A 24,001-nucleotide genomic window follows, 5' to 3' on the forward strand; every position below is an offset into this window, starting at 1 on the left:
AACACCCTTCTAATTCGTAAGCTATCTGCCCACTGTACCCATACCATTAATAATTTTATCTAACATTTCGTCGTAGGTAGTCATAATGCGCGCTGCTGCACTGTAGGCATGCTGAAATTTAATCATATTCGACATTTCCTCATCCAAGGAAACACCACTCACACCTTGTCTTCTTGAGTCAACTTGCTCTACAAGGGCACTTGAATTTGTGGATTGACGATCTGCTTCTTGTGTCTGAACGCCTAATTGCCCAACAATTGCGCGGAAGAATTCATCAAAGGTACCATTTTTCAGAATCGGTATACCTGTTGAACTGGGGTCAAAATCAAATTTCTTATCTCGCAATCCTGCGGTAATTAGGGAAATGGCGTTATTGCCTTTAACGAGAATTTCATTCCCGTTCGCATTCTTGACGATGTTATTAGAAGAATCCGTTAATACGCGGGAAGATGTAGCGATATTACCTATATTGGCAAGGATATCAGGGTTAATCGTTATATTTCCCGCAGTGGCTACAGTTGCCCCATCTTTCAATGTAAAGAATGGTACGCCGCTCTTAGGAGGATCGGATAGCGTATAGCCCAACTGATGTATCCCATTGAGTCCTTTGACCGTCATTTTCTGATCTGATGTTAAAACCCTAGCTGAGTCTGGAAGTACCTCCGACGCAGTATAGGTTTTCCCATTCATGACTGTACCTTCTGGTAGGTTACGAGGTAGAACGGAGCCAGCTGGCATCGTAATTTCTACTTCTCCCTCCATGAGGGATTTCACCATTGCGTTCAGTTGAAATTCATAGCTTGTCAAATAATTATCACGGGAATAAATCATTCCGTAAACTTCACCACTATTTAAATCTCCTGATTGCACGGCACTTTCAAACGTTATACCGGAGGAACCAGCTTCCCCTGAGTCGAATGTTGTGTCGACTGAAATCCCCGTTACTAGACTGGTACTTCCCATTTTGACATTATATCCACCCGAAGAATCTTCCACTGTGACATTAATAATTTTGGATAAATTATCGACAAGGACATCCCTCTGATCTCGTAAATCGTTTGCCTTGTTGCCCAATCCTTCTACTCTGAAGATCTCGTTATTTAGACGAGCTACCTGAGACAATGTCGAGTTGACTTCATTGGCTTTCATCCTGAGGTTTTCGCCAATATCGTTACGCAGCTGTGAGAGCTGAGTTGCTGTATGATTCAACGACTCGGTCATCGCCAAGCTATCTTCTTTCAATGCCGCTCTTGCTGTTGTATTTTCGGGCTCCATACTCACAACCTGCCATGATTTCCAGAAATTCTCGATGACTTGTCGATTCCCTGTATCCGATGGCTCATTGGTAATAGCCTCTAACTTTTCCAAAATATCCTTACGAACATTCCAGCTGCCTAAATCCTTATTCTCATGCCGAAACTGTTGATCCAGGAAGCTTTCGCGAATTCGATTAATAGAATCAAACTCAACACCTTGGCCAATCTGTCCAGGCACAGCATCTCGATTCATGCCTGCAGCTGTATACGGATCAGAAGCAACTAGATTGACCGTTTGCCTTGTATAACCGATAGTGTTTGCATTCGCAATATTATGACCTGTTGTTTGTAACGCTACTTGTTGTGAGAATAGCGCTCTTTTGGAAATTTCAATCCCAGAGAAAGTAGACCGCATCATCGTTAGTCATCTCCTATGCCCTCGTATCAAATATACCTAACCGATTGTTACTTTTCTGACGCTGTGGATTCTGATACATCATGTCATCTTCCGGCGCACCTATGACAAGATCTAATGAATAGTCGATAAAAGCCAACGATTGTTCCACAAGTTTCTGATTTAATGAGTTGCGTTCTTTTAATTTGGCAAGTGTTGCAACCAAGTTTTTCTGGGACTCTGCAAGCGCTAACTTATCATCTGCCTTGAAAATCACCTTCACAAGATCACTTATCGTAATTTTGGGATTGGGGTTATAGCCCCTAGCCAAAAGATATTCATTAATACGCTGTATTCGCTCCCGCTCAAGTTCTGCAATTCCACGCAAAAGCTTGCCCTCTTTATTCACGATAGCATTCAACTCATCAACTGCATTGCGAACGAGTATCGGTGTCTTCTCAACAGCCAAATCAAATAATGCCACATGTAAATCTCGAAGTTTGTTCATGGTTTCAAGCAAGGCTTCTATACCCATGGCGATTCACCTATTCCTTAACCTGTTGATAGTACTATTTGATATACGGGAACAGCTTCTCAGCTATTTTCTTAGCATCCACGTGGTAAGTACCCGCATTCACGGAATCTCTAAGCTCCTCTAACCGCCTCAAATGCTCTGGGGACTTTGTTGTCCCCGCCGTACTCAAAAGCTCTTTCGCTTCTGATGAAATTTCTATTTGATCCTTCGGCCTATCCTTTTTACCGACTTGACCAGTGGAACGATTTTCATTCGCCTTATTATATGGATTCATTGCACCGATTCGTTTGTTATCATTTATCTTCATCTTGCTTCACCCCTATGACTTCGCATATAAAATAAAAAGCCGATAATCTTTAGAACTATTATCGGCATCATCTATATGAAACTTTATATCTCTGCAGACCTATTTCGAATTATCGCTTATTTTTCAAGCGGTCTTGGATGTTAAAGGTAATCCTACTCTCTTGCTGTCTCCGCTCTTCGTCTCGCCGCTCATCTTCCGAATTGTTTCTTACATCCTTCACAAGTTTCTGACGGCACAGCTCACAAATCGTGTTCTCACGAATAAGAGTTCCACAAACCTCGCACGGATAAGACATGTTCGGAGCATTATAAATGGAGATACGACCATCACGAACAAACTTAGTGATTTGCTTGATACTAACACCAGTCGCTTCGCTTAATTCAGAAATGTTGACACTCTTGTTCTCACGCAGGTACTTCAAACATTTCTCGTACTGTAGCTCCTGCTCCTTCACGCAATTCGGACAAAGCTCTACGAAGCCCTTCACATATATTTTCCCACAACGCGGACAATTTGCCACATTCATACTCACAGTATGTCCCCCTTTTCAGCATTCCCAGTTTCCACTTTTTAATTCCAGTTTACCGCAATTCGACAGCTTTTGCCTAATACTATTTTTGTGAAAATAGGTCTACGACCCATTTATCTCGCCCATGTTAATCCGCAAATTTCGACAGGTATCGACATTTCCTCTTTTAATACCATCGCACATTGATTCATCGTACTCCCCGTTGTGTACACATCGTCCACGATATAAATGATAATGGCTTCCCCGTATTCAATTATTTCTCCCAATTCTGTGGTATCAAACTCAAAAACGTGCGCAAGATCGTCGATCCGCTCGCTTCGCTTTTTAAAACTCTGCTTTGTCGTATGCTTAGAACGATTGAGTAAACGGATGACCGGGAGTTCCACTCGCCTGCCTAGCTCTCTCGCCATTTGCTCCGCTTGATTGAATCCACGCTCTTGCATACGTTGCTCACTTACGGGTACGTAAGTGATAACCTCTCGAACTTGCCCCGTTGTCGCCGGTACCCGATCCAACCGAAGTTGCTGAAACGCATGAACCAACATATGACCGAAAACTACCTTCAAGCGCTCGTCTCCTCGATACTTATATCTGGCCAGCAGCTCCTTCATCGTCTCATCATATCGAACGGCACTTCGGCTTTTGGCGAAATAGGTATGCGGCTTCCGACGACAATCCGGACAATACTCTCCTCGTCCACAAGATAGACAAATCACCTTACGAATCCACGGAATTCGAGTGTAGCACGCATGACAAAGCCCCAACTGGCCTCTCTCCAGACTGGTCACCTGTTTGCACAATAAACACACCTCCCGCCTAGGGCCTAATAGCGAGAATAGCGTGTTCCCCAGCTGCCTCCACATGCTCATACTTTGCCTCCTTGTAGAAATCCATGTTTACGCGCAATCCGATTCATCGTACGGATCTGTCGAACAGCTTCTTTCTGTGATTTTGTTATTTCTGCAGCAGCTAAATATACTTTCCCATGTGGGTCATCCTTCGATCTCCCTGCACGACCTGCCATCTGAACCAATGCGGCTTCATCGAACAACTTCGAGTCTGCATCTAAAATGAAAACATCTGACTGGGGCACGGTTACCCCACGTTCGAGGATGGTTGTCGTGACGAGGACGCGGATCTCCCGATTTCGGAAAAGCTGTACTTTCTCTGTACGTGAAGTATCCTTAGAGGAAGTTCCCTCTACGCGAACCGCTGCGCTTTTACTGGCCTTGCTCAACTTCTCTCTCAGCAGCATGACCATCGGCTCTACGAGCTGAATATTCGGAACAAACACAAAAACTTGCGCTCCACGTTCAATGGATACTTCCAAGCGGGATTGAATCGATTGCGGGATGGATTTGGCGGTGATAGATTTTCTTAATGTAGGCGTAGATACCAACTGAGGTACTGGTAGGGGATGTTTATGAAATCGGACAGGGACGCGTACATGTGGTAGACGTCCGCGTTCGGCAGCGTGTCTAACACGCGTTGGCGGTGTCGCTGACAGCAGGATATTCGTCCCGCTGGGTTTGCACACTTTCTCTGCTGCATAGCTAAGCATGGGGTTATTGTGGTACGGGAAGGCATCGATTTCATCGATGATGACGAGGTCAAAAGCTTGATGAAACCGCAACAACTGATGCGTGGTTGCGATGGTGATTTGCCCTTGCTCCCAGCGCTGCTCGCTTCCGCCATACAGCGTGACCACGCTGTATGTAGCGAACGCCCGCTGGATGCGCGGTTGTAGCTCTAGCACCACGTCCTTGCGTGGTGTAGCGATAAGGACACGCCCGCCTCGAGCGGCGGTGTAGTGTATGAACGGGAAGATCATTTCGGTCTTCCCGGCGCCCGTAACGGCCCAGATGAGGAACCTCCCTGGGCCACTAGGCTGCTTGCCTTGGATGTAGCGCAGCCCTTCAAGGGAGGCATGGGTTTGAGCATCACTGAGCCCCCAGGGCTCTATGTAAGCTTGTAATTCGTCGGCAGCCACTGCGGCAGCGGTGGACAGCGCATCGCCCGAGCCGCCGAGTACAAGCAAGGAGCAGGATCGAACCCTGCCCATTGTGAGGCACTCCTCGCAGTAGGGGCAGTCTTTCCCGCAATGCAAGCAGGGCGACCAAAACATCCGCGCTTCTCCGCTTCCACAGCGTTTACATGCGTATTGTGAAGTCTTTCTGAGCCAGCGACGCCACTCACGCTTTACCTGTATGCGCAAGCCACTCGTGAGCGATACATCGCCATTGAGGTAGGCGAGTTGCACATAGGCTGGCCACGAAGCTTCCAGCCCCGACAACCCTGCCGTCTCAACACCAGGGGCTTCTATTAGCTGCTGAAGCTCATCTACCAACAGCGAACGCCCTCTGCAAGCTTCAACGAGATTAATATAAGTGGACGCGTGTAGCTGAAAGTTACGAATATGCTTGTCCCGCCAAAACGTATAGTCCATTACTTCCGAACGTATCTCATCCGTATTAACCATTCCAAGCGCCGCTGCTTCACGTTTTACCATTGCAAGTAACCGACCCTCGCTATGATCCTGAGAAGTCACATCACTCTTCCTTAGCCCCTCAAGCAGGCGAATCCCCTGCCCTAACGAAACAAAAGGTTCGAACAATACGAGGCCGGCGTCGGCTGCGTAGTGCTCGAACCAATATTGGATATCTGTCTGGGCATGTATCGTGAATTGCCACTCCCACACATGTCTCTTGCGAACGGCATAAATCTGAACTTTCATTCCTCACCGTACTCTCTTCATCAAATTATTTGGCGCGTATGTTGGTTGAAGTGTGTAGGATATATTGAAAGCGTTTGCCCTTAGATAACAGGAATTTTTACGAGTTCCTCCCTATTACTGAGGTGAACAAGTACAACAGGATCTTCGTCATGCTGACTTAGGAAACGATCAACGGCATCGTAGTCAGACTGTAAACGCAACTCTAAGGCATACGTTTGGGATAAACGCTCAATGATCTCTCTTGTATCGTCAGACGACCCCTCGTCAATAATCGTAGCCTTGACCTGGTTGCCTCTTACACGCGAAAAGAAAAATAATGAGCGAATAACCCACTCAATTTGATTTTGATTGTTTTTGGTAACAAGTAATACAGTAGCAGGTTTCTTCTTCAATCCCTTACGGGTACCCAATAAGAGATGCAGCACGATAATGCTCACGCCATAGCAACCGAAGATACAAAGCAATCCAATCCACATAGCGGGTCCCTCCCTTACCTGCAGTGTATGCGGCAGTGCAAAGGGGGGTTCCTATAGGCGCAGAAATGCAGGATAGCGAATTACAATGTTACCCAACCATTCTTGATTGCAATAATTACCGCTTGCGTGCGGTCATCAACTTCCATTTTTTGAAGAATACTACTCACGTGGTTTTTCACTGTTTTCTCACTGATGTACAAGAACTCGCCAATCAGCTTATTGCTCTTGCCCTCCGCCATAAGTCGAAGCACTTCTGCTTCCCTTTTGGTTAGTGGGCTGTTCGCATTATGTATGTACTTCAATCCAGAATCCTTCACGCCTGTGCCCGTACCAACCACACCAACGTCATCCAGATACGTCATACGTCTTAGTTGATTGATTAGCTTACCCGTTACCTTAGGATGAATGTAGGCATGTCCTGCAACAACAGAACGAATGGCATTAATCAGCGACTCTGCTTCCATATCCTTCAGCAAGTAACCTGAAGCCCCTTTACGAAGTGTCTCAAACACATAGCTTTCATCATCATGAATAGATAAAATGATGACTTTAATATCAGGAAAGATTAGTTTCAGACGTTCTGTTGCAATGACACCGTTCTCCAGGGGCATATTAATGTCCATGAGCACGATATCGGGCGTGATTTGATTACACAATTCAATGACTTGGATGCCATCGCCACACTCACCGATAACTTCCATGTCATCTTCCATATTAATGATCCGTTTAACACCTTCACGAAAAAGCTGATGATCGTCTGCAATGACAATATGTACATTGCGTTTGTGACTCGCCGTGTTGTCCATTCTAGTTTTCCTCCTTGTTCTCTCCAACGCCGCCGATAGGGATGAGCATCGTAATTTTTGTTCCTGAATCTTTCTCGGACTCCAGAACCATGGTACCTTCTAGCAGCTCTACACGCTCTCTCATTCCCAGTAGACCAAAGTTATTCCCCTTGGCTATTCTTAGTTCTGTTAGCGGAACATCAAAGCCGATTCCGTTATCTACAACGTAAATCTGTACTTGATCTGGTTCTAGCGTGAGTTCAACAGACAAGAAGGTTGCTTTGGCATGTTTGTTTATATTCGATAAAGCTTCCTGCACCAAGCGGAAAATGGCAATCTCCAACCCAGACGGTATGCGTGTTTCTTTTCCGACCAGGTTAAACTGTGTGTGAATTCGATATTTGTCTTCGAAATCCTGCACATACTTCCGTAATGTAGGCACAATCCCTAAATCATCGAGCGCCATTGGTCGGAGGTTGAAAATAATTTTGCGAACCTCTTCAAGACCATTTCTGACTTGTCCCTTTAAATCAATTAACTCATCCTTCACCGCAGAAATATCTTCCTTGACGAGCATCCGATGGGCAATTTCAGTCCGAAGCACAACGTTCGCCAAGGTTTGAGCCATACCATCATGAATTTCGCGCGCGATTCGTTTGCGTTCTTCCTCTTGGGCCAAAATAATTTTGAGCCCCAGCAGTTGTCGATTCTTAGCAGACTCAATAATACGTGTTAACTGATTGAGGTCCCCTGACAAGTATTCCAATGCAACATTCATCTGAGAGACGATAGTTTCGGCGCGTTCTACCTGTTTGTCCACATTCTTCATGCGAACCTGCAGATCATTGCGGCGGATCTTGAGATTATTCTCTTTTTCACGCGCAACGGTTAGCTGTAATTGAAAAGCGATAGCGGCTTCATAAGCAATCTTGATATCTTCTTCTCGATACTTGTTGAAATCTCGACTGACTTCCGTAAGTCGGATCCGCGACCGCTTGTATTCTTTCTCTAACATATCCACGAGATCAATCGTGACACCCGTCTCATGCTTAATGTCATTGAGCTCCCGAGTAAGCGACTCCTTCTCTAAGCGTGATGACTCAGCAATCTCAAATAATTGATATTTGCTGCTTTCCATGACGTTAATGGCGTTGGTTATGACCTTGTCTATAGCGTCTGGTTGCACATGAAACGAGCTCCTTTTAATAAAACCTTATAATAGTAAGTTGTCTACCCCATATTGTAGCATAGTTCTTCCCGTTTGCCGTGTACTTCTAGTACTATTTATTCAATAGAAATTCCGTAATTCTGGGGATCCCAGCCTACTTTGAAGCCTAATCTCTCAGAAATGAGTCGTAATGGGACCATTGTCACATTATTCATGATCGCTGGAGCCACTTCTGCCGTGACACGACTTCCATTTACCAGGAGATCAGCTTGATCAATCCATAGGTCAATTAGTTTATCACCACGAAGGACGGTTACCTTACGTTCTTTATCATCCCACTTCACAGTGCCACCCAATGCTTCTGTGACAAAACGAATCGGAACCAACGTATTATCCTTCACGATCGTCGGCGCTTGTTCCAGCGTCATCGGCTTGCTATTTATAGTTGCTTGCTTCTTATTTACGTTAAGCTTGATTGCATTTTTCGGTAGCGATGGCAATTGTCCTTTATAAATAAATGAAATATCGTCAATATTAATTTTCCCTTTCACGGCTCTTTCATCCTGCCCGTTAGCAGGATTTGCTACATAAATGCTTTTCACCAGCAAAGGTGCTTTCAGATCCGACACATCCGCCGTCACCTTGCGCCAGCCTGTCCAGTTCATATTTTCCGTAAAACTGACATAATTCAGCTTGCCATCCGCATCAATGACCTCTGCACGCACCCAATTGAAGCTGCCATCGCCCAAGACTTTAGCCGTTATAAATTCGGGTTCACCCTCAATCGGCGCACCATTCCCATTATTAAACCTCGCATATGCTGCTTTCGTTCCTAGTCCCTTGGAGAAATCATAGGCGATTTCCAAGTTCTTATTTCCATTGTTCGGCACAATATTGACGCTAGAAACGACCTCTGCCGGATATTTGTCACCTGTTGTCATAACTGCAAACTTATCTAAATCGTACCACACTTTCTCCTGTCCGACAGGCAAGGTTACTATAGTGCTATACCCATCGTAGTGAGCGATGACCTGTGCTGTTTGCGCTCCAACTGTGCTGTCTACGTGCAGAACGCCATTCGTAATCGTCCCTTTAACTCCGCTAAGCTCCCAAGTCGCTGATGCCGCGGGTAATTCTCGCGTTGCTCCACTGCGTGTTGTAACGGTAATAGGAAGCTTGAAATCGCCACCCTCCGTCAATGAGAATGACCCTGAGCTAAAAGCCATCGACGTAATCTGATCACGCCCGACAATTTCGACATCCATTGTTGCGGATCCTTTGCCTGATTTTGCGACAATCTGCGTTTTCCCAGGCATTGTTGGTGTATATACGTTATCCTTAAACGAACCATTGGCTATCGTGGTGCTCCATTGTGGAACAATACCTGTTACAGCTATAGGATTATAATAGTCATCATAAGCTTTGAATTGATAAGTGCTGGATTCATTTACGAATAATAAGGATTGCCCTTTTAAAATAAGACCTAGTAAATCACCCTTCGGTGCTGTCGAATATACGCCCAACCCATTTGCTACCGCACGTTGATTTCCGTTTTGTGTTTTGTTCACTAGCTTCGGATCTACATCACCAAGTGGCCTAGACACCATCTGTGTCGATCCACCGCCATCGAGGACCATCCCTCGCCAAACACCAGCATCAATCATGAATTGCTGAAGCTCTGGCAGCGTCATCCCGGCACTTGGACCATTACGATCGGCAGTAATGATATAAGCCTTCTTCAGATCCTTGGAGTAACCCACTGCTGTCCTAGAAACAGGACTATATCCGTTGAAATCATTAATATTCCGCGTAAAATAGCTCGGCTTCGCCTCATCAACCAGCAATGTGCTGCCGCCAATGAGCATTTTGAAGTTCTTCCAATCATACGTTTTCGATGCATCGTGTGGAATCATGTCGTATTTTGTCGTGATTTTATCGCCAACTTTGAGATGATTAACAATAAACTCTCTCGCTAAACCGGAACCCCTAAGGATATAACCATCTGCAGGAGCAATCATTTTTACATTCGTATCAACTTGGATCTCCTTGACAATATCGTTCTGGATAAGCGCCTCAGTAGGAACGTGTGTGCCATCCACAGCACGCTGTGTCATCGCCCAAGCACTTGTGTAAAGGAAAAGACCATCTGCAATCAGCGGAACGTCATTATCGTCCCAGTAGAACGTTTTATTCACGCCACCAAGCTCGAATTTTGTCCCATCCTTTGCCGTAACCGTACCCTGGAAATCGAAAATATCAATAATCGGCTGATTCGTCTTCGTAATAGCAAAAGAGTACAACCCCGAAATCTTCGCTGGCGTTGCCATCACCTGTCCATTCGTGATCTGCGCACCCTCTGGTACGCCTTCCGCCTGGGTATTATAGAAATCCCCGTTCACGCCTGCTACAGCGCCTGTATCCTTCACCATGCCGAGCACACTCTGATTCTTCGTGAACTGATTGTTCGTTCCTGCCATTGCGTCTATCTTCACGTTCGGGTTCGTCAGATCCACTTCGATCACATTGGCGTTCACCGATACTTCCTTATTGCTTCGTGTCGTCGACCATACGTAGTTCTTCATAATTGCACCTGATGTAATCGTCTCCTGTGAGCTCAACGTCAGCTTCGTGCCCGCCGCGTTTACCGTAACTCCCGACACCAACTGCCACACCATAGCGCAAGCCAGCGCAGCTACTCCTACTTGCCTCTGTACCTTCACGTTGCCGTTCCACTCCTCTTTTTCATCTAATTCTAGTATCTATCATTTAAGCGATAACTATATAGACTCTTAAACTATGGAAAAAGTTACGATATTCCCCATGTTGTATTCATATGTCATAGATAAATGGTAAAAATGTAAAAAAGAGCACAACCCTCCCGGGTTTGCTCTCTGCTTGAGATGCTTATCTATAATGATTAAATTATTTTCTTTAATTTAGCTTCTTGTTCAATCGATCGCGCTGAGAGCAGTTCAATAATCCTGTGTTGTTGCTCTTGCACATTTTCTAAACGCTTCACGATTTCGTTGGTTTCAAGTACGGCTTGCTTAATTTGAGATTGTTCTAATTCTAGCCTGTCTAATCTCTCTAATACGGGTGATAATTCTGCTCTCAGCAACGTGGTAAGTGATTCCTTAAATTCAGTATCCATAATATCGCTCTCCTCTCGTATACCAACGCAGAACTTATCTTCTACCTATCATAACATAATTCCCTATGAATTAGCATCAGATGACATATACATATAGTACCACTATTATTAGCTAAAGGAAACTAAAATATTTACTATAGTAAATTTCAGTTGTGGTAAAATACACAAACAAAAAGCCGCCCCAGAAGGACGGCCTCTCTATATTAATGCTTAAGCTCTAACGCTTGAGTTCTTAATGATTCTGCTTTATCTGTACGCTCCCAAGGAACATCTAGATCATTACGGCCAAAGTGACCATAAGCTGCAGTTTGACGGTAGATCGGACGACGAAGATCAAGCTCTTTAATGATACCCGCTGGGCGAAGGTCAAAGTTATTGTGGATCAACTCAACAAGCTTCTCTTCACTCACTTTAGCCGTACCAAATGTATCTACAGCAATAGATACAGGACGAGCAACACCAATAGCATAAGCCAATTGAACTTCACATTTCTCAGCAAGGCCAGCTGCTACGATATTCTTCGCAACATAACGCGCCGCGTAGGCACCGGAACGGTCAACTTTTGTCGGATCTTTACCGGAGAACGCGCCGCCGCCATGACGAGCATAACCACCGTACGTATCAACGATAATTTTACGACCTGTAAGACCTGCATCCCCTTGAGGTCCGCCGATAACGAAACGGCCAGTTGGGTTGATGAAGTAATTAGTCTTCTCATCCAACAAGTGTGCTGGAACGATTGGAAGAATAACATGTTCTTTAATATCTTTTTGGATTTGCTCCAAAGTTGTGTTCTCATCATGCTGTGTGGATACAACGATTGCATCTACACGAACAGGTTTATCATCGATGTACTCAACAGTTACTTGAGTTTTACCATCTGGACGTAAGTATGGAAGAGTGCCGTTCTTACGAACTTCAGTCAAACGACGAGCCAATTGGTGAGAAATAGAGATCGGAAGAGGCATAAGCTCAGGCGTCTCATTTACTGCAAAACCAAACATCAAACCTTGGTCACCAGCACCAATTGCTTCGATTTCTTCATCAGACATATTACCTTCTCTTGCTTCAAGGGCTCTGTCTACACCTTGTGCAATATCAGGAGATTGCTCGTTCAAGGAAACGAGAACCGCACATGTTTGGGAGTCGAAACCATACTTCGCACGTGTGTAACCAATGTCCTTAATTGTTTGTCTTGCAATAGCTTGAATATCGACATATTCAGACTTCGAAGTAATTTCACCAATTACCAAAACCAAACCAGTTGCTACAGATACCTCACATGCTACACGAGCATTCGGATCATTAGCTAGAAATGCATCCAAAACCGAGTCAGAAATTTGGTCACAAATTTTATCTGGATGACCTTCTGTTACGGATTCGGATGTAAATAAACGACGTCCACGAACTTGAGCCATATTATTCATCCTCCTACATTACATTTAGTATGTTTGAAAAGCTTCTACTCGATGCCTCTATGATAAAAAAATCGGGCCCGGCTTTAGCGCAAGCTTTTCTCGCCAAACGGAATCCCTCTTTTGCGCTCATGCGCTGATAAGATCTTTGAATTCCGCACTGGTACAAATAGATAAAGCATAAATAAAGACAATACATGAATAAAGACAACATTAAAATGAACCTTCCCCTATCGGAAAAGGTTAAATTGAATATTGACCTTCAATTAACCATCCTACTTTATTTGTCGTGTAATGTCAATTTATAATTTCGATTATCATTAATCTTCTTATTAAGTTTACTTTAAGGTACGCTTCACTTTTTTTTCACAGCTTTTATCTATACTACTCATATATTAACTAATGAGTTCGTGAATATTTGTAATCTCTGAAAATTCGAAGAAAGAGGTCAGCCTATAGCCGACCTCTTTCTCATCACAATAATAGAAGGAATAATACCTACAAAGTAAACAAGGTTTCTTCTGCTCTTTGAATCAGACGTTGCGTAATGCGCCCGCCAACAGCGCCTGCATCCCTGGAGGTGATATGCCCCCAGTAGTCTTTTTTCATAGAATTTGAAGGAATAGAACCAAGTTCACCCGCAAATTCGGTATCCGCATTGGCCGACATCGAATTGCCTACTGGCAGACCTAACTCAGCAGCAATTTCGTATTTTAAAATATCTAAAGCTTTTTTCGATTCCGGAACCACTTTACTTCTAGCCATAACTAAACGCCTCCTTAGAGTTTTAGTTCAGATCATGCACTCGATAAGCAGCTACCCGATCAATGGGGTACGCTAATAGTATGGCTAGAATCGGCTCCGCGAACCGAATAAGAAGTTGTCATTTTGGGTAAAATTATGGAGTAAACATTTATTGTAGAACTTTACTACCATCAGCATTCAAAATCAAAAATCCACCACGTACCATAACATAAATGGACGTGTCATTTTTTTGCGAAGGCTTAATACCGCGGCCCTCTGTTGGGAAAATCAAAAGATGATTCAGCGCGACTTCCGTTCCCGCCGGCAGATCCTTGCCTCCCGTTACGTCCGGGATGCCGTTCTCATCGTTGCTCACGGCTAGTACCTTGCCGCTTCGCACGATAAATTCCGAGCCAGCGCCGGCATACAAGGTTTGTCCATTTTCCAATTGGACAACCTTCATATTCGCCGCTGCCGTAGGGGTAGTGCTCGTGCCTCCGTTGCTCCCGCCAGCATTCGCTGCGATCGCAGAGGCCACAATCTCTTTCACCTTTGCTTCGCTTAAGGTGTTCTGTTCGAAATAGCTTTGCGTGATCACCGGGTCGGTTGTTCCTGGGGATGGGGCTTCGGCTTGGGCCGTTCCAATAAAGAATAGAAGAATAGTTAAACTCATATAAAATGCGACAATTTTTTTACTTTTTCCTAACATTATTATTCACTCCAGACATTGGTTTTTAATTATTATAACAAAAAAAGACCCCGAAGGGTCCTTTCTTTACTTACTAATATTAAGGGTTAACTTTGACAAGAGTTGTAGTAGAAACGCCTGATGGAGCAATTGCTTTAAGAACGAACTCTGTTGTGGAGTCGTTAATAGTAACAGTTGTACCGTTCAACGTTACACTTGCACCTGTTCCTTTTACATCAGAGATTACGTATTGAACACCAAGTACTGCTTGGTATCTAGCAATGTAATCAGTAACTGCAGCTAGTGGAGCAGACAAACCAGTTTCACGTTTGTACTCAACGCCATAGTTGTCAACGACTTTAATACCATTCATTAATTGTGCTGCTTGGTATACTCCCTTAGTTGATACTACGCTATCAGTAAGGTCTTTTGCAAGTGCTACAACCTTATTAGCATCTGCTGTAATTGTTTTAACAGTAATAGCATCAGCTTTAATGTTGATAGGCATTGTAACGTCTTGTTGGTTACCGTCTTCTTTCTTGAAGACAACAGTTACATTAGTTGTACCTGCTTTGTTACCAATGATCCAAGCATCGTTTGCATCATATACAGCTTTAGCAACTGTACCATTGTCAGTAGATGCGCTCACTATACGGGAACCTGGGATAACAACAGTATCACCGGATTTGTCTTTAGCTGTAACAGTAATTTTGCGAGCAAGCTTACTGTGCTTAGCGAACAGTCCGTTTGTACCACCATCAGCATCAACTGCATTTGTTAATTGCTTATCATCAGCAATTACAAGCGCGCTGTCAAGAGCTGCAAAGGAATCAGCCAAAGCATTTACGCTATAAGTCAAGTCTTTAGCTTCGATTACATCTAAAGAAGATTTAACCTCGCTGATTACTGGAGTACCTGTTTTAGTATTATCAATCAATTGTAATTTAAGCTCAGTTTTTCCGCCAAATTGCAAACCAGTCAAGCTAAGTTCCTTTTTATTAATGTCAGCGAATGTTGTTGCGCTGAAATCATAAGTACGAGGAGTACCAGTTAGATGGCCAGCAATTGCAGTAGTATTGTTGTTAGTGAAAGTTGCATAAGTTGCATCAGATACTGTCAATCTCAAAGTAAAGTTACCAGCAGTATATTTAGCGCCAGTCACAGTTGAAACTGAATCAAGTGCCTCACCATGTTGGTCTTTAACATACCATTTGATAGTCGCTTTACCACCAACGATACCTTTAGCAGCTGGAAGAGATCCATCAACAGCAATTGACTCTGGCTTACGAGCATCTGCAACAGTGATGCTTGTTTGAACATTTTGTTGAATGTTAGCATTAAAGATTCCGAAGTTAACGAATACAACGCCTTTGCTTCCGGAAGTAATAGCATCTAACTTGATTTTCCCTTTGTGTTCGCCAGACTGAACGATAGCATCATTACCATTGTTACCAGCAGCGTAGCTAGCTCCAGAGATAGATACTGAGAATCTTCCGTTTTTAGCATTTTCAGCGACATCTTGTGCAGACAATTTGTTGCCTTGTGCATCATAAGCAACTACTGGAATGTATTTGTTAGTGTCACCTTCAGCTAGAACTCCAGAGAATGTACCAAACTCTACTTTAGTTGCAACAGTAGATGATTGTGTTTTCAAGGAAACAGTTGCACTAGCAGATCCAACGTATACAGTTGCTGAGTATTCAGCATCTTTATCAACGTTTTTAGCAAGTTTAAATTTCAATTTGTCATAAGTTGAATTCACTTTATCAAGAACAAGCGAATCAAACGTATAAGGAGTAATTACAGCGTCAGCAACTAAACGATCTTTAAAGCTTTGCGCATATGCTGTATTTTCAGCAATTACATCGCCGTATTGATCATAACGAGTCAAGCTAACTTCTGCAACATCACCTTCTTTAGTTAATGCTGTTTTAGTTGCAGGGTATTTAGCTGTGCCTAATTCAATTTTAGTTACATATGCCTCAGTTCCAACTTTGAAAGTTTTTTGAACTGACACAGAGGAGTTAGTCAAGAAGATGTTAACAGGAATAACATCAATCTCTGATTGTGTTTCGTCACCACTTGATCCATTTTTGTAGAAAGTGTTTAATTTCAACTCAAGAAGACCAGTATCGTCGTTTCTTTTAAGAGTCTCATTACGGCCACTTACATATGCAGTGTAATTACCACCTGTCAAAGAAGCATTCTCACCATATTGGTTTTCAGCTTTTACTTTAACCACTACACTAATGGATTTTGCAATTTTGTCACTTGCGTTTACAAAGCTAAGTTTAGTAACTTTCTCGTCTTCTGCTGTAAATGTTGCTGTCGTTTTGTCAACACCAGCTGCATCAAGACCGGAAAGAGTAGCTGTGTAAGTACCTTCGCTAATTTTAACATCAGTCAAAGTCAATACAGCAGATTTCTTGTCATCAGACCATTTTGCAGTAGTTGCGATTGTTTGTGTACCTTTTGTCAAAGCTACAACAGCTTTCGCAGTATCAACTGGTTTGTTGAAAGATACAGTTACGGATTTCACACCAGTAGCTTTAGCTTCAGAAAGAGATACTTTACCTGGGGATACGTATTGAGCTTTCGCTTCGTATGCACCAGTCAAAAGAAGATCGCGAGTTGCATTGGATTTACCACCGAATTTACCGTCTGCTCCATTGGAGAGAAGTTTCAATTCAAGTGCAAGTGCTACATAACCTTGTGCCCAATCAGTTACTGTTGCATCAGTACCTGTTTTGCCTTTAGCATCAGCATCTTTACCAAGAACGCGAACCAAGAAAGTAGCAAGTTGTTCTTTTGTTACTTTACCAGCTGGGTTGTACGTGCCTTCGCCGTAACCATCAGTGATGCCAGCAGTTTTCAAAGCTTCGATGAAAGGAAGTGCGTAGCCGTTAGCTGCGTCATCAGCTTTAACATCGGAGAAGCTGGAAGTTTTAAGATCTTTGTTAACTTCGATACCAGTGATCAAAGCTGCAACTTTCGCGAATTGAGCACGGTTCATTTCTTCTTTAAGACCGAATGTTGTTTCGCTCACGCCATCAAAAATACCAGCGCTGATAAGAGCGTCAAATTTTGCTTTTGTAGCTGCGTCAAGATCTTTAAGATCTGTGAAATCAGCGGATGTTTTACCGAATGCTACGGAAGAAAACATGGATAATGCCATTGCTGCTGTTAGAACTACGGATAAACTTTTTTTCATAACCTTTTTTTCTCCTCCTTGAATATCTGTATAATTTTTTAGTTTAAAACCATTATTATTTGAGCTCGATTTACTCATTTTTGGTTCACCTCCTTTCCAGAGTTAGAGCATGATATAACTAAGTTCGCTTGTGACACATAAAATAATTACATGAAAACTAGTAAACTAGTTAAGTAATTAGAGGAACTCACACCAATGTATATTATACAGTGGTCGAATTGGATCGTAAAGAATTATTTTTTACTTCTAATTCACAACAATATGTTATTTTGTATTTCATAGTATTAAACGCATAGGTTTCAAAAAAGTTGCGCATCCTAATAAAAATTATTTTTTAGATGAAATACGCAAAAAAAGAAACCCAACGTTGAAATAACGTGGGTTTCTCTTCTGGTTATTTAAATTCTTAGTTAACCAATGTTGTTGCTGTTTTACCACTAACAACTGCTTTAATGTTAAACTCAGTTACGCCAGCGCCAATTGTAACTTTTCCATTAGCACCTACACTAACTGTTCCTCCTGTATTAACATCTGTTACAACGTATTGAATACCTAGAAGGTCTGCATATCTAGCAAGTTCTACATCTGTATATTCAACACCATAGTTGTCAACAACCTTAAGGTTTGGCAATAAAGTGTACGCATCTACGACTGTTCCAGCCGTTAGGGCAATATCATTTGTAGCATCAGCAGTTACTGTTGCCGCTGTTATAGCATCTGCTTTTACGTTTACCGTAAAAGATTTATCTTCAGCAGAACCATCAGCAGTTGTATAAACCACTGTAATTGTAGCAGTACCAGCTTTATTACCTATAACGACTACATCCCCACTGTCTTGAACGACTTTAGCAATATTTTGATCAGAAGATGCCGCACTGATGACACGACCTGCTGGAATAGCAACCTCATCACCTGAGGAATTAATTGCTTTAATGACTAATTTTCTTCCTAGGCTTCCGTTAAACGCCCATTCAGTTCCCGTTGTTAATTGCTTCTCTTTATCAGCAACTACGCTACTGTCTAAAGTAGCATACATATCAGTTACAGGTTTGATGCTGTATGTTAGATCTGTGCTGTTAGCAATAACTTCCATAGAGCTATCCACTGATTTCAGAACATTTTCATTAGTCTTGCCTGGGTTTTGAATTAATTTAGCTTCAACTTTAGCCGTTCCTGTTGCTAATGCTGTTAGCTTCAATTCTTTCTTGTTGAAACCAGCAAGTTCAGTAGCCGAGAACTCATTAGCATCTAATCCAGTTAAGCTTGCATATGTCGAACCTGTTACTGTTACTTCAACTTTATAATCATTTGCGTAATCAGATATCGTGCTATCTAATTTCTCACCATATTGGTCTTTTACAAACCATTTAATCGTTGTTTCTCCACCTACAATTGCTTTTTGAGCTGGCTTGTCGCCATCAAGAACGATCGTTTCAGGCTTACGCGCTTCTTGAATTGTAAAGCTTTGTTGTACATTGGTTTGAACATTGGATGAGTAGATACCTAAGTTCATGAATACTACACTGTTAACGGATGCATCAACAGAGCTGATTTTAATTTGACCTTTATGCTCACCTGTTTTCACAATAGCATCATTACCATTGTTACCCGTAGCTGTTGTTGCACCAGAGATGGACAAGGAGAAGCGTTTTGCAGTTGCTTGATCAGCAATTTCTTGTGCAGTTAATTGCGTGCCATTTGCATCATAAGCAACGATTGGGATGTATTTATCCTTGTCACCATGTGCTAGCACGCCTGCATAGGATCCAAACTCAACTTTGTTCGCTACTTTAGAAGATTCAACTTTAACTGTTAATGTTGCACTTGAAGAACCAACATAAATCGTTGCCGTGTAATCCGCTGCTTTTTCTACTGCATCCTCTAAAGTAACTTTAACTGTATCATAGTCAGTCGCTGTAATTTTCAAAGCATCATAGCTGTAAGGAGTAACCACAGAAGTAAAATCTGTACGATCTGTTGCAATTGCACCTTCTGGAATTACGTTACCATATTGGTCATAACGTGCGATGGATGCTTCTGCATAGTCACCTTCGCTAGATAGTACTGTTTTGCCGGCAGGATATTTCAATGTGCCAAGTTCAACTTTTGTAACATAAGGCTCTGTTCCAACTTTAAAAGTCTTCTGAACAGACACGGATGAATTTGTTAAGAATACATTTACAGGAATAACAGAAACTTCGGATTGCTGTGCACTAGTATCCAAAGTCATCTCTAGTAAGCCAGTATCTGCATTTCTTGTCAGAGACTTTGTTTCACCAGAAACATAGGCCGTATAACTTCCGCCATTAATTGTTGCTGTTTCACCATATTGATTCTCAGCTTTGATTTTAATTAATGCTTTTGTTGATTTCGCAAGGTACTCACCTGCATTTACAAAGCTAAGTTTCGTTACTTTTTCGTTCTCAGCTGTAAATGTTGCTGTCGCTTTCGCTACGCTAGCTGTATCAAGGCCGGAAAGTGTTGCTGTGTATTCGCCTTCTGTTACTTTAACGTCAGTCAAAGTTAGAACAACGGATTTCTTATCATCTGCAAATTTAGCTGTTGTTGCAACGCTAGCTGTACCTTTTGTCAAAGCAACTGTTGCTTTCGTAGTATCAACTGGTTTGTTAAAAGTTACTGTTACTTGTTGTACACCAGTAGCTTTCGCTTCAGTCAACGATACTTGACCAGCTGGTACGTATTGTTGTTTTGCTTCGTATGCACCAGTTACAAGAAGATCACGAGTTGCATTCGTAATACCACCGAAAGTACCATCAGCGTTGTTAGTAAGAAGTTTCAAAGCAAGAGCTTCAGCTACATAACCTTGTGCCCAACCAGAAACTGTCGCATCTGTACCAGTCAATGCTTTCGCTTCTGCATCTTTACCAAGAACACGAACCAAGAAAGTAGCTAGTTGTTCTTTCGTTACTTTACCAGCTGGGTTGTATTGACCTTCAGCATAACCATCAGTTACATTAGCAGTTTTCAAAGCTTCGATGTAAGGAAGTGCATAGCCATTTGCTGCATCGGTTACACTAACGTCAGTAAAGCTTGAAGTTTGAAGATCTTTATTTACATCAAGACCCATAATCAAAGCTGCTACTTTAGCGAATTGCGCACGGTTCATTTCTTCTTTCAAACCGAAAGTTGTGTCGCTCACACCGTCGAAGATTCCAGCAGAGATCATCGCATCAAATTTCGTTTGTGTTGCTGCATCAAGATCTTTCAAATCAGTGAAGTCAGCAGATGTTTTCCCAAATGCGACAGCTGAGAACATCGAAAAAGCCATTGCGGAAGTAAGAACTACGGATAATGTTTTCTTCATAAAGGGTATTTCCTCCTAATATTTTAAAGTTTTTTTGTTATAAAAACTTATAACCAACGTAGCAACAATGAAAACTTAATGAATTTGTGTATAGCATTTCGTATATCAATTTATCTACAAATTGAGTATACGGTAATCCACGCAAGCTTTCATTGCTAAGTATTTTCCAATGTCTCTGCAATCTCTTAACACTCGCTACTTAGCCTCTTGCTTACTAGTTAAGAATACTATTTAATTATGAAGCAATTGAGAAGAGTAACTGAACTTAAGCTAAAAATTAGCTTAAAATAAACTGAAATTCCTTACTTATAGAAAAAGAGACCCCTAGGGGTCTCTTTAAATTCTGTTGATTAGTTAACCAAAGTTGTAGCTGTTTTACCATTAACCACTGCTTTGATGTTAAACTCTGTAACGCCAGCGCTAATTGATACTTTTCCATCAGCACCTACAGTAACTGTTCCACCTTTAACATCTGTTACAACATATTGAATACCAAGAAGATTTGCATATCTAGCAAGCTCTACATCTGTATATTCAACACCATAGTTATCAACCACTTTAAGATTAGGCAATAGTGTGTATGCATCTGCCGTTACAGCACTTGTCATAACGATATCATTCGTAGCATCAGCTGTAACTGTAGTTGCTGTAATTGCATCTGCCTTCACATTTACAGTAAATGATTCATCTTTTGTAGCTCCAGCTACAGTTTTGTACACAACCGTAATGGACGCTGTACCAGCTTTGTTTCCAACTACTACTACTTCATTGCCAACTTGTACTACTTTAGCAATATTTTGATCAGAAGAAGCTGCACTTATTACGCGGCCCGCAGGGATAGCTACCGCTTCACCAGAAGTGTTTACTGCTTTAACTACTACTTTTCTTCCAAGACTACCGTTAAACACTCCTGTTTCAGTCAATGCTTTCTCGCTAGCAGAAACAACACTGCTATCTAAAGTTGCATACATATCAGTTACTGGTTTAATGCTGTACGTTAGATCCGAGTTAGCGATAACTTCCATGGAATTACTTACTGTTTTTAGAACATTTTCATTAGCTTTGCCTGGGTTTTGAATCAATTTAGCTTCAACTTTAGCTGTTCCTGCCGCTAGTGCTGTTAGTTTCAATTCTTTTTTGTTGAAACCAGCAAGTTCAGTTGCTGAGAACTCCATTGTTGATAAGCCAGTGAAATCCGCAACAGTAGGTTCAGTTGCTGTTACTTCTACTTTGTAATCATTTACGTAATCAGCAATCGTGCTATCTAATTTCTCACCATATTGGTCTTTTACAAACCATTTAACAGTTGTTTCTCCACCTACGATTGCTTTTTGAGCTGGTTTGTCGCCATCAAGAACGATCGTTTCAGGCTTACGAGCTTCTTGGATTGTGAAGCTTTTTTGTACATTCGTTTGAACGTTTGATGTGTAGATACCTAAGTTCATGAATACTACGCTGTTAGCAGAAGCATCAACGGAGCTAATTTTAATTTGACCTTTATGTTCACCTGTTTTTACAATTGCATCATTACCATTGTTACCTGTAGCTGCAGTTGCACCAGAGATGGACAAGGAGAAACGTTTTGCAGTTGCTTGATCAGCAATTTGTTGTGCAGTTAATTGTGTACCATTAGCATCATAAGCAACGATTGGGATGTATTTATCCTTGTCACCGTGCGCAAGTACGCCAGCATAAGATCCAAATTCAACTTTAGTTGCAACTTTTGCTGAATCCACTTTAACTGTTAATGTTGCACTTGCAGAACCTACATAGATTGTTGCCGTGTAATCTGCTGCTTTATCAACTGATCCCTCTAAAGAAATTTTAACTGTGTCATAGTCAGTTGCTGCGATTTTTAATGCATCAAAGCTATAAGGTGTAACTACGGAAGTGAATTTAGTACGATCTACTGAAATTGCGCCTTCTGGAATTACATTTCCGTATTGATCATAACGTGTGATGGATGCTTCTGCATAGTCACCTTCGCTAGAAAGAACTGTTTTACCAGCAGGATATTTCAATGCGCCAAGCTCAACTTTTGTAACGAAAGGCTCAGTTCCAACTTTGAAAGTCTTTTGAACGGATACCGATGAATTCGTCAAGAACACATTCACAGGGATAACAGATACTTCAGATTGCTCAGCGTGTGTATCCAATGTCATTTCTAGTAAACCTGTATCTTCGTTTCTTGTTAACGTTTTTGTTTGACCAGAAACATATGCTGTGTAGCTTCCGCCGTTAATTGTTGCTGTTTCACCATATTGGTTCTCAGCTTTGATTTTAACTACTGCTTTTGTTGATTTTGCAAGATAATCACCAGCATTTACAAAGCTTAGTTTTGCTACTTTTTCGTTCTCAGCTGTAAATGTTGCTGTAGCTTTTGCTACGCTAGCTGCATCAAGACCGGAAAGTGTTGCTGTATAGTTACCTTCTGTTACTTTAACGTCAGTCAAAGTTAGAACAACTGATTTCTTATCGTCTGCAAACTTAGCTGTTGTTGCAACGTTAGCTGTACCTTTTGTCAAAGCAACTGTTGCTTTCGCAGTATCAACTGGTTTGTTGAATGTTACTGTTACTTGTTGTACGCCAGTAGCTTTCGCTTCAGTCAAGGAAACTTGACCAGCTGGTACGTATTGTTGTTTTGCTTCATATGCACCAGTTACAAGAAGATCACGAGTTGCATTCGTAATACCACCAAAAGTACCGTCTGCATTGTTAGCAAGAACTTTCAATGCAAGTGCTTCAGCTACATAACCTTGTGCCCAACCAGAAACGGTTTTGTCTGTACCAGTCAATGCTTTTGCTTCTGCGTCTTTACCAAGAACACGAACCAAGAAAGTAGCTAGTTGTTCTTTTGTAACTTTACCAGCCGGGTTGTATTGACCTTCTGCATAACCATCAGTTACGTTAGCTGTTTTCAAAGCTTCGATGTAAGGAAGTGCATAACCATTCGCTGGGTCGGTTACACTAACGTCAGTAAAGCTTGATGTTTTAAGATCTTTATTTACTTCAAGACCCATGATCAAAGCTGCTACTTTAGCGAATTGTGCGCGGTTCATTTCTTCTTTAAGACCAAATGTTGTGTCGCTTACGCCATCAAAGATTTCAGCGGAGATCATCGCGTCAAACTTTGCTTTTGTTGCTGCGTCAAGGTCTTTCAAATCCGTGAAATCTGCAGATGTTTTACCAAATGCTACGGATGAGAACATGGAAAGAGCCATTGCGGACGTAAGAACTACGGATAAAGTTTTCTTCATAAAGGGTGTTTCCTCCTAATATTTTA

17 protein-coding genes are annotated in these 24,001 nt (G+C 42.1%); all 17 read right to left on the reverse strand.

Annotated elements, in window-relative coordinates:
- Window positions 1-21: 21 nt before the first annotated feature.
- The 17 genes from flgK to ACSQ8O_RS00825 all read right to left on the reverse strand — a co-directional run bounded on the left by flgK (window position 22) and on the right by ACSQ8O_RS00825 (window position 23,975).
- Entirely contained in the window at window positions 22-1,671 is a 1,650-nt protein-coding gene (gene flgK / locus ACSQ8O_RS00745; protein WP_436241917.1) for a flagellar hook-associated protein FlgK, read from the reverse strand.
- 16 nt (window positions 1,672-1,687) lie between these two features.
- Entirely contained in the window at window positions 1,688-2,185 is a 498-nt protein-coding gene (locus tag ACSQ8O_RS00750) for a flagellar protein FlgN (protein ID WP_436240092.1), read from the reverse strand.
- Between the two features lie 34 nt (window positions 2,186-2,219).
- Window positions 2,220-2,492 carry a flagellar biosynthesis anti-sigma factor FlgM gene (flgM, locus tag ACSQ8O_RS00755; protein WP_436240093.1) on the reverse strand — a complete coding sequence of 91 codons (273 nt, stop codon included), beginning with the start codon at window positions 2,490-2,492 and terminating at the stop codon, window positions 2,220-2,222.
- Between the two features lie 109 nt (window positions 2,493-2,601).
- Window positions 2,602-3,024 (reverse strand): flagellar protein, encoded by a 423-nt coding sequence (locus ACSQ8O_RS00760; protein ID WP_436240094.1) that lies wholly within the window; start codon window positions 3,022-3,024, stop codon window positions 2,602-2,604.
- Window positions 3,025-3,134: 110 nt separating this feature from the next.
- Window positions 3,135-3,890, reverse strand: coding sequence for a ComF family protein (locus ACSQ8O_RS00765; protein WP_436240095.1), 756 nt, complete (start codon window positions 3,888-3,890; stop codon window positions 3,135-3,137).
- A complete protein-coding gene (locus tag ACSQ8O_RS00770) occupies window positions 3,887-5,755 on the reverse strand; it encodes a DEAD/DEAH box helicase (protein WP_436240096.1) in 1,869 nt (622 codons plus the stop codon). Before ACSQ8O_RS00770 ends, ACSQ8O_RS00765 begins: the two co-directional genes overlap by 4 nt.
- A gap of 80 nt (window positions 5,756-5,835) precedes the next feature.
- Complete coding sequence (locus tag ACSQ8O_RS00775) at window positions 5,836-6,231, reverse strand: hypothetical protein (protein WP_056611567.1); 396 nt, start codon at window positions 6,229-6,231, stop codon at window positions 5,836-5,838.
- Between the two features lie 80 nt (window positions 6,232-6,311).
- Window positions 6,312-7,037, reverse strand: a complete 726-nt coding sequence (locus tag ACSQ8O_RS00780; protein ID WP_056611570.1) for a response regulator — start codon at window positions 7,035-7,037, stop codon at window positions 6,312-6,314.
- Window position 7,038: 1 nt separating this feature from the next.
- Window positions 7,039-8,202, reverse strand: a complete 1,164-nt coding sequence (locus ACSQ8O_RS00785) for a sensor histidine kinase (RefSeq protein WP_082595309.1) — start codon at window positions 8,200-8,202, stop codon at window positions 7,039-7,041.
- Between the two features lie 98 nt (window positions 8,203-8,300).
- The gene (locus ACSQ8O_RS00790) at window positions 8,301-10,904 is read right to left on the reverse strand and encodes a stalk domain-containing protein (RefSeq protein WP_436240097.1); all 2,604 of its coding nucleotides are present in this window, start codon (window positions 10,902-10,904) and stop codon (window positions 8,301-8,303) included.
- A gap of 197 nt (window positions 10,905-11,101) precedes the next feature.
- A complete protein-coding gene (locus ACSQ8O_RS00795; protein WP_436240098.1) occupies window positions 11,102-11,335 on the reverse strand; it encodes a hypothetical protein in 234 nt (77 codons plus the stop codon).
- 203 nt (window positions 11,336-11,538) lie between these two features.
- Entirely contained in the window at window positions 11,539-12,753 is a 1,215-nt protein-coding gene (gene metK / locus ACSQ8O_RS00800; protein WP_056611580.1) for a methionine adenosyltransferase, read from the reverse strand.
- Window positions 12,754-13,248: 495 nt separating this feature from the next.
- The gene (locus ACSQ8O_RS00805) at window positions 13,249-13,515 is read right to left on the reverse strand and encodes an alpha/beta-type small acid-soluble spore protein (protein WP_056611585.1); all 267 of its coding nucleotides are present in this window, start codon (window positions 13,513-13,515) and stop codon (window positions 13,249-13,251) included.
- A gap of 148 nt (window positions 13,516-13,663) precedes the next feature.
- Entirely contained in the window at window positions 13,664-14,167 is a 504-nt protein-coding gene (locus ACSQ8O_RS00810) for a hypothetical protein (RefSeq protein WP_436240099.1), read from the reverse strand.
- A gap of 115 nt (window positions 14,168-14,282) precedes the next feature.
- Entirely contained in the window at window positions 14,283-17,471 is a 3,189-nt protein-coding gene (locus tag ACSQ8O_RS00815) for an S-layer homology domain-containing protein (RefSeq protein ID WP_436240100.1), read from the reverse strand.
- 328 nt (window positions 17,472-17,799) lie between these two features.
- Entirely contained in the window at window positions 17,800-20,718 is a 2,919-nt protein-coding gene (locus ACSQ8O_RS00820; RefSeq protein ID WP_436240101.1) for an S-layer homology domain-containing protein, read from the reverse strand.
- Between the two features lie 350 nt (window positions 20,719-21,068).
- On the reverse strand, window positions 21,069-23,975 hold the full coding sequence (locus tag ACSQ8O_RS00825; protein WP_436240102.1) for an S-layer homology domain-containing protein: 2,907 nt from the start codon (window positions 23,973-23,975) through the stop codon (window positions 21,069-21,071).
- Window positions 23,976-24,001: the final 26 nt, after the last annotated feature.

The sequence above is a fragment of the Paenibacillus sp. LjRoot56 genome, from assembly GCF_964253335.1.
Taxonomy (GTDB): Bacteria; Bacillota; Bacilli; order Paenibacillales; family NBRC-103111; genus Paenibacillus_E; species Paenibacillus_E allorhizoplanae.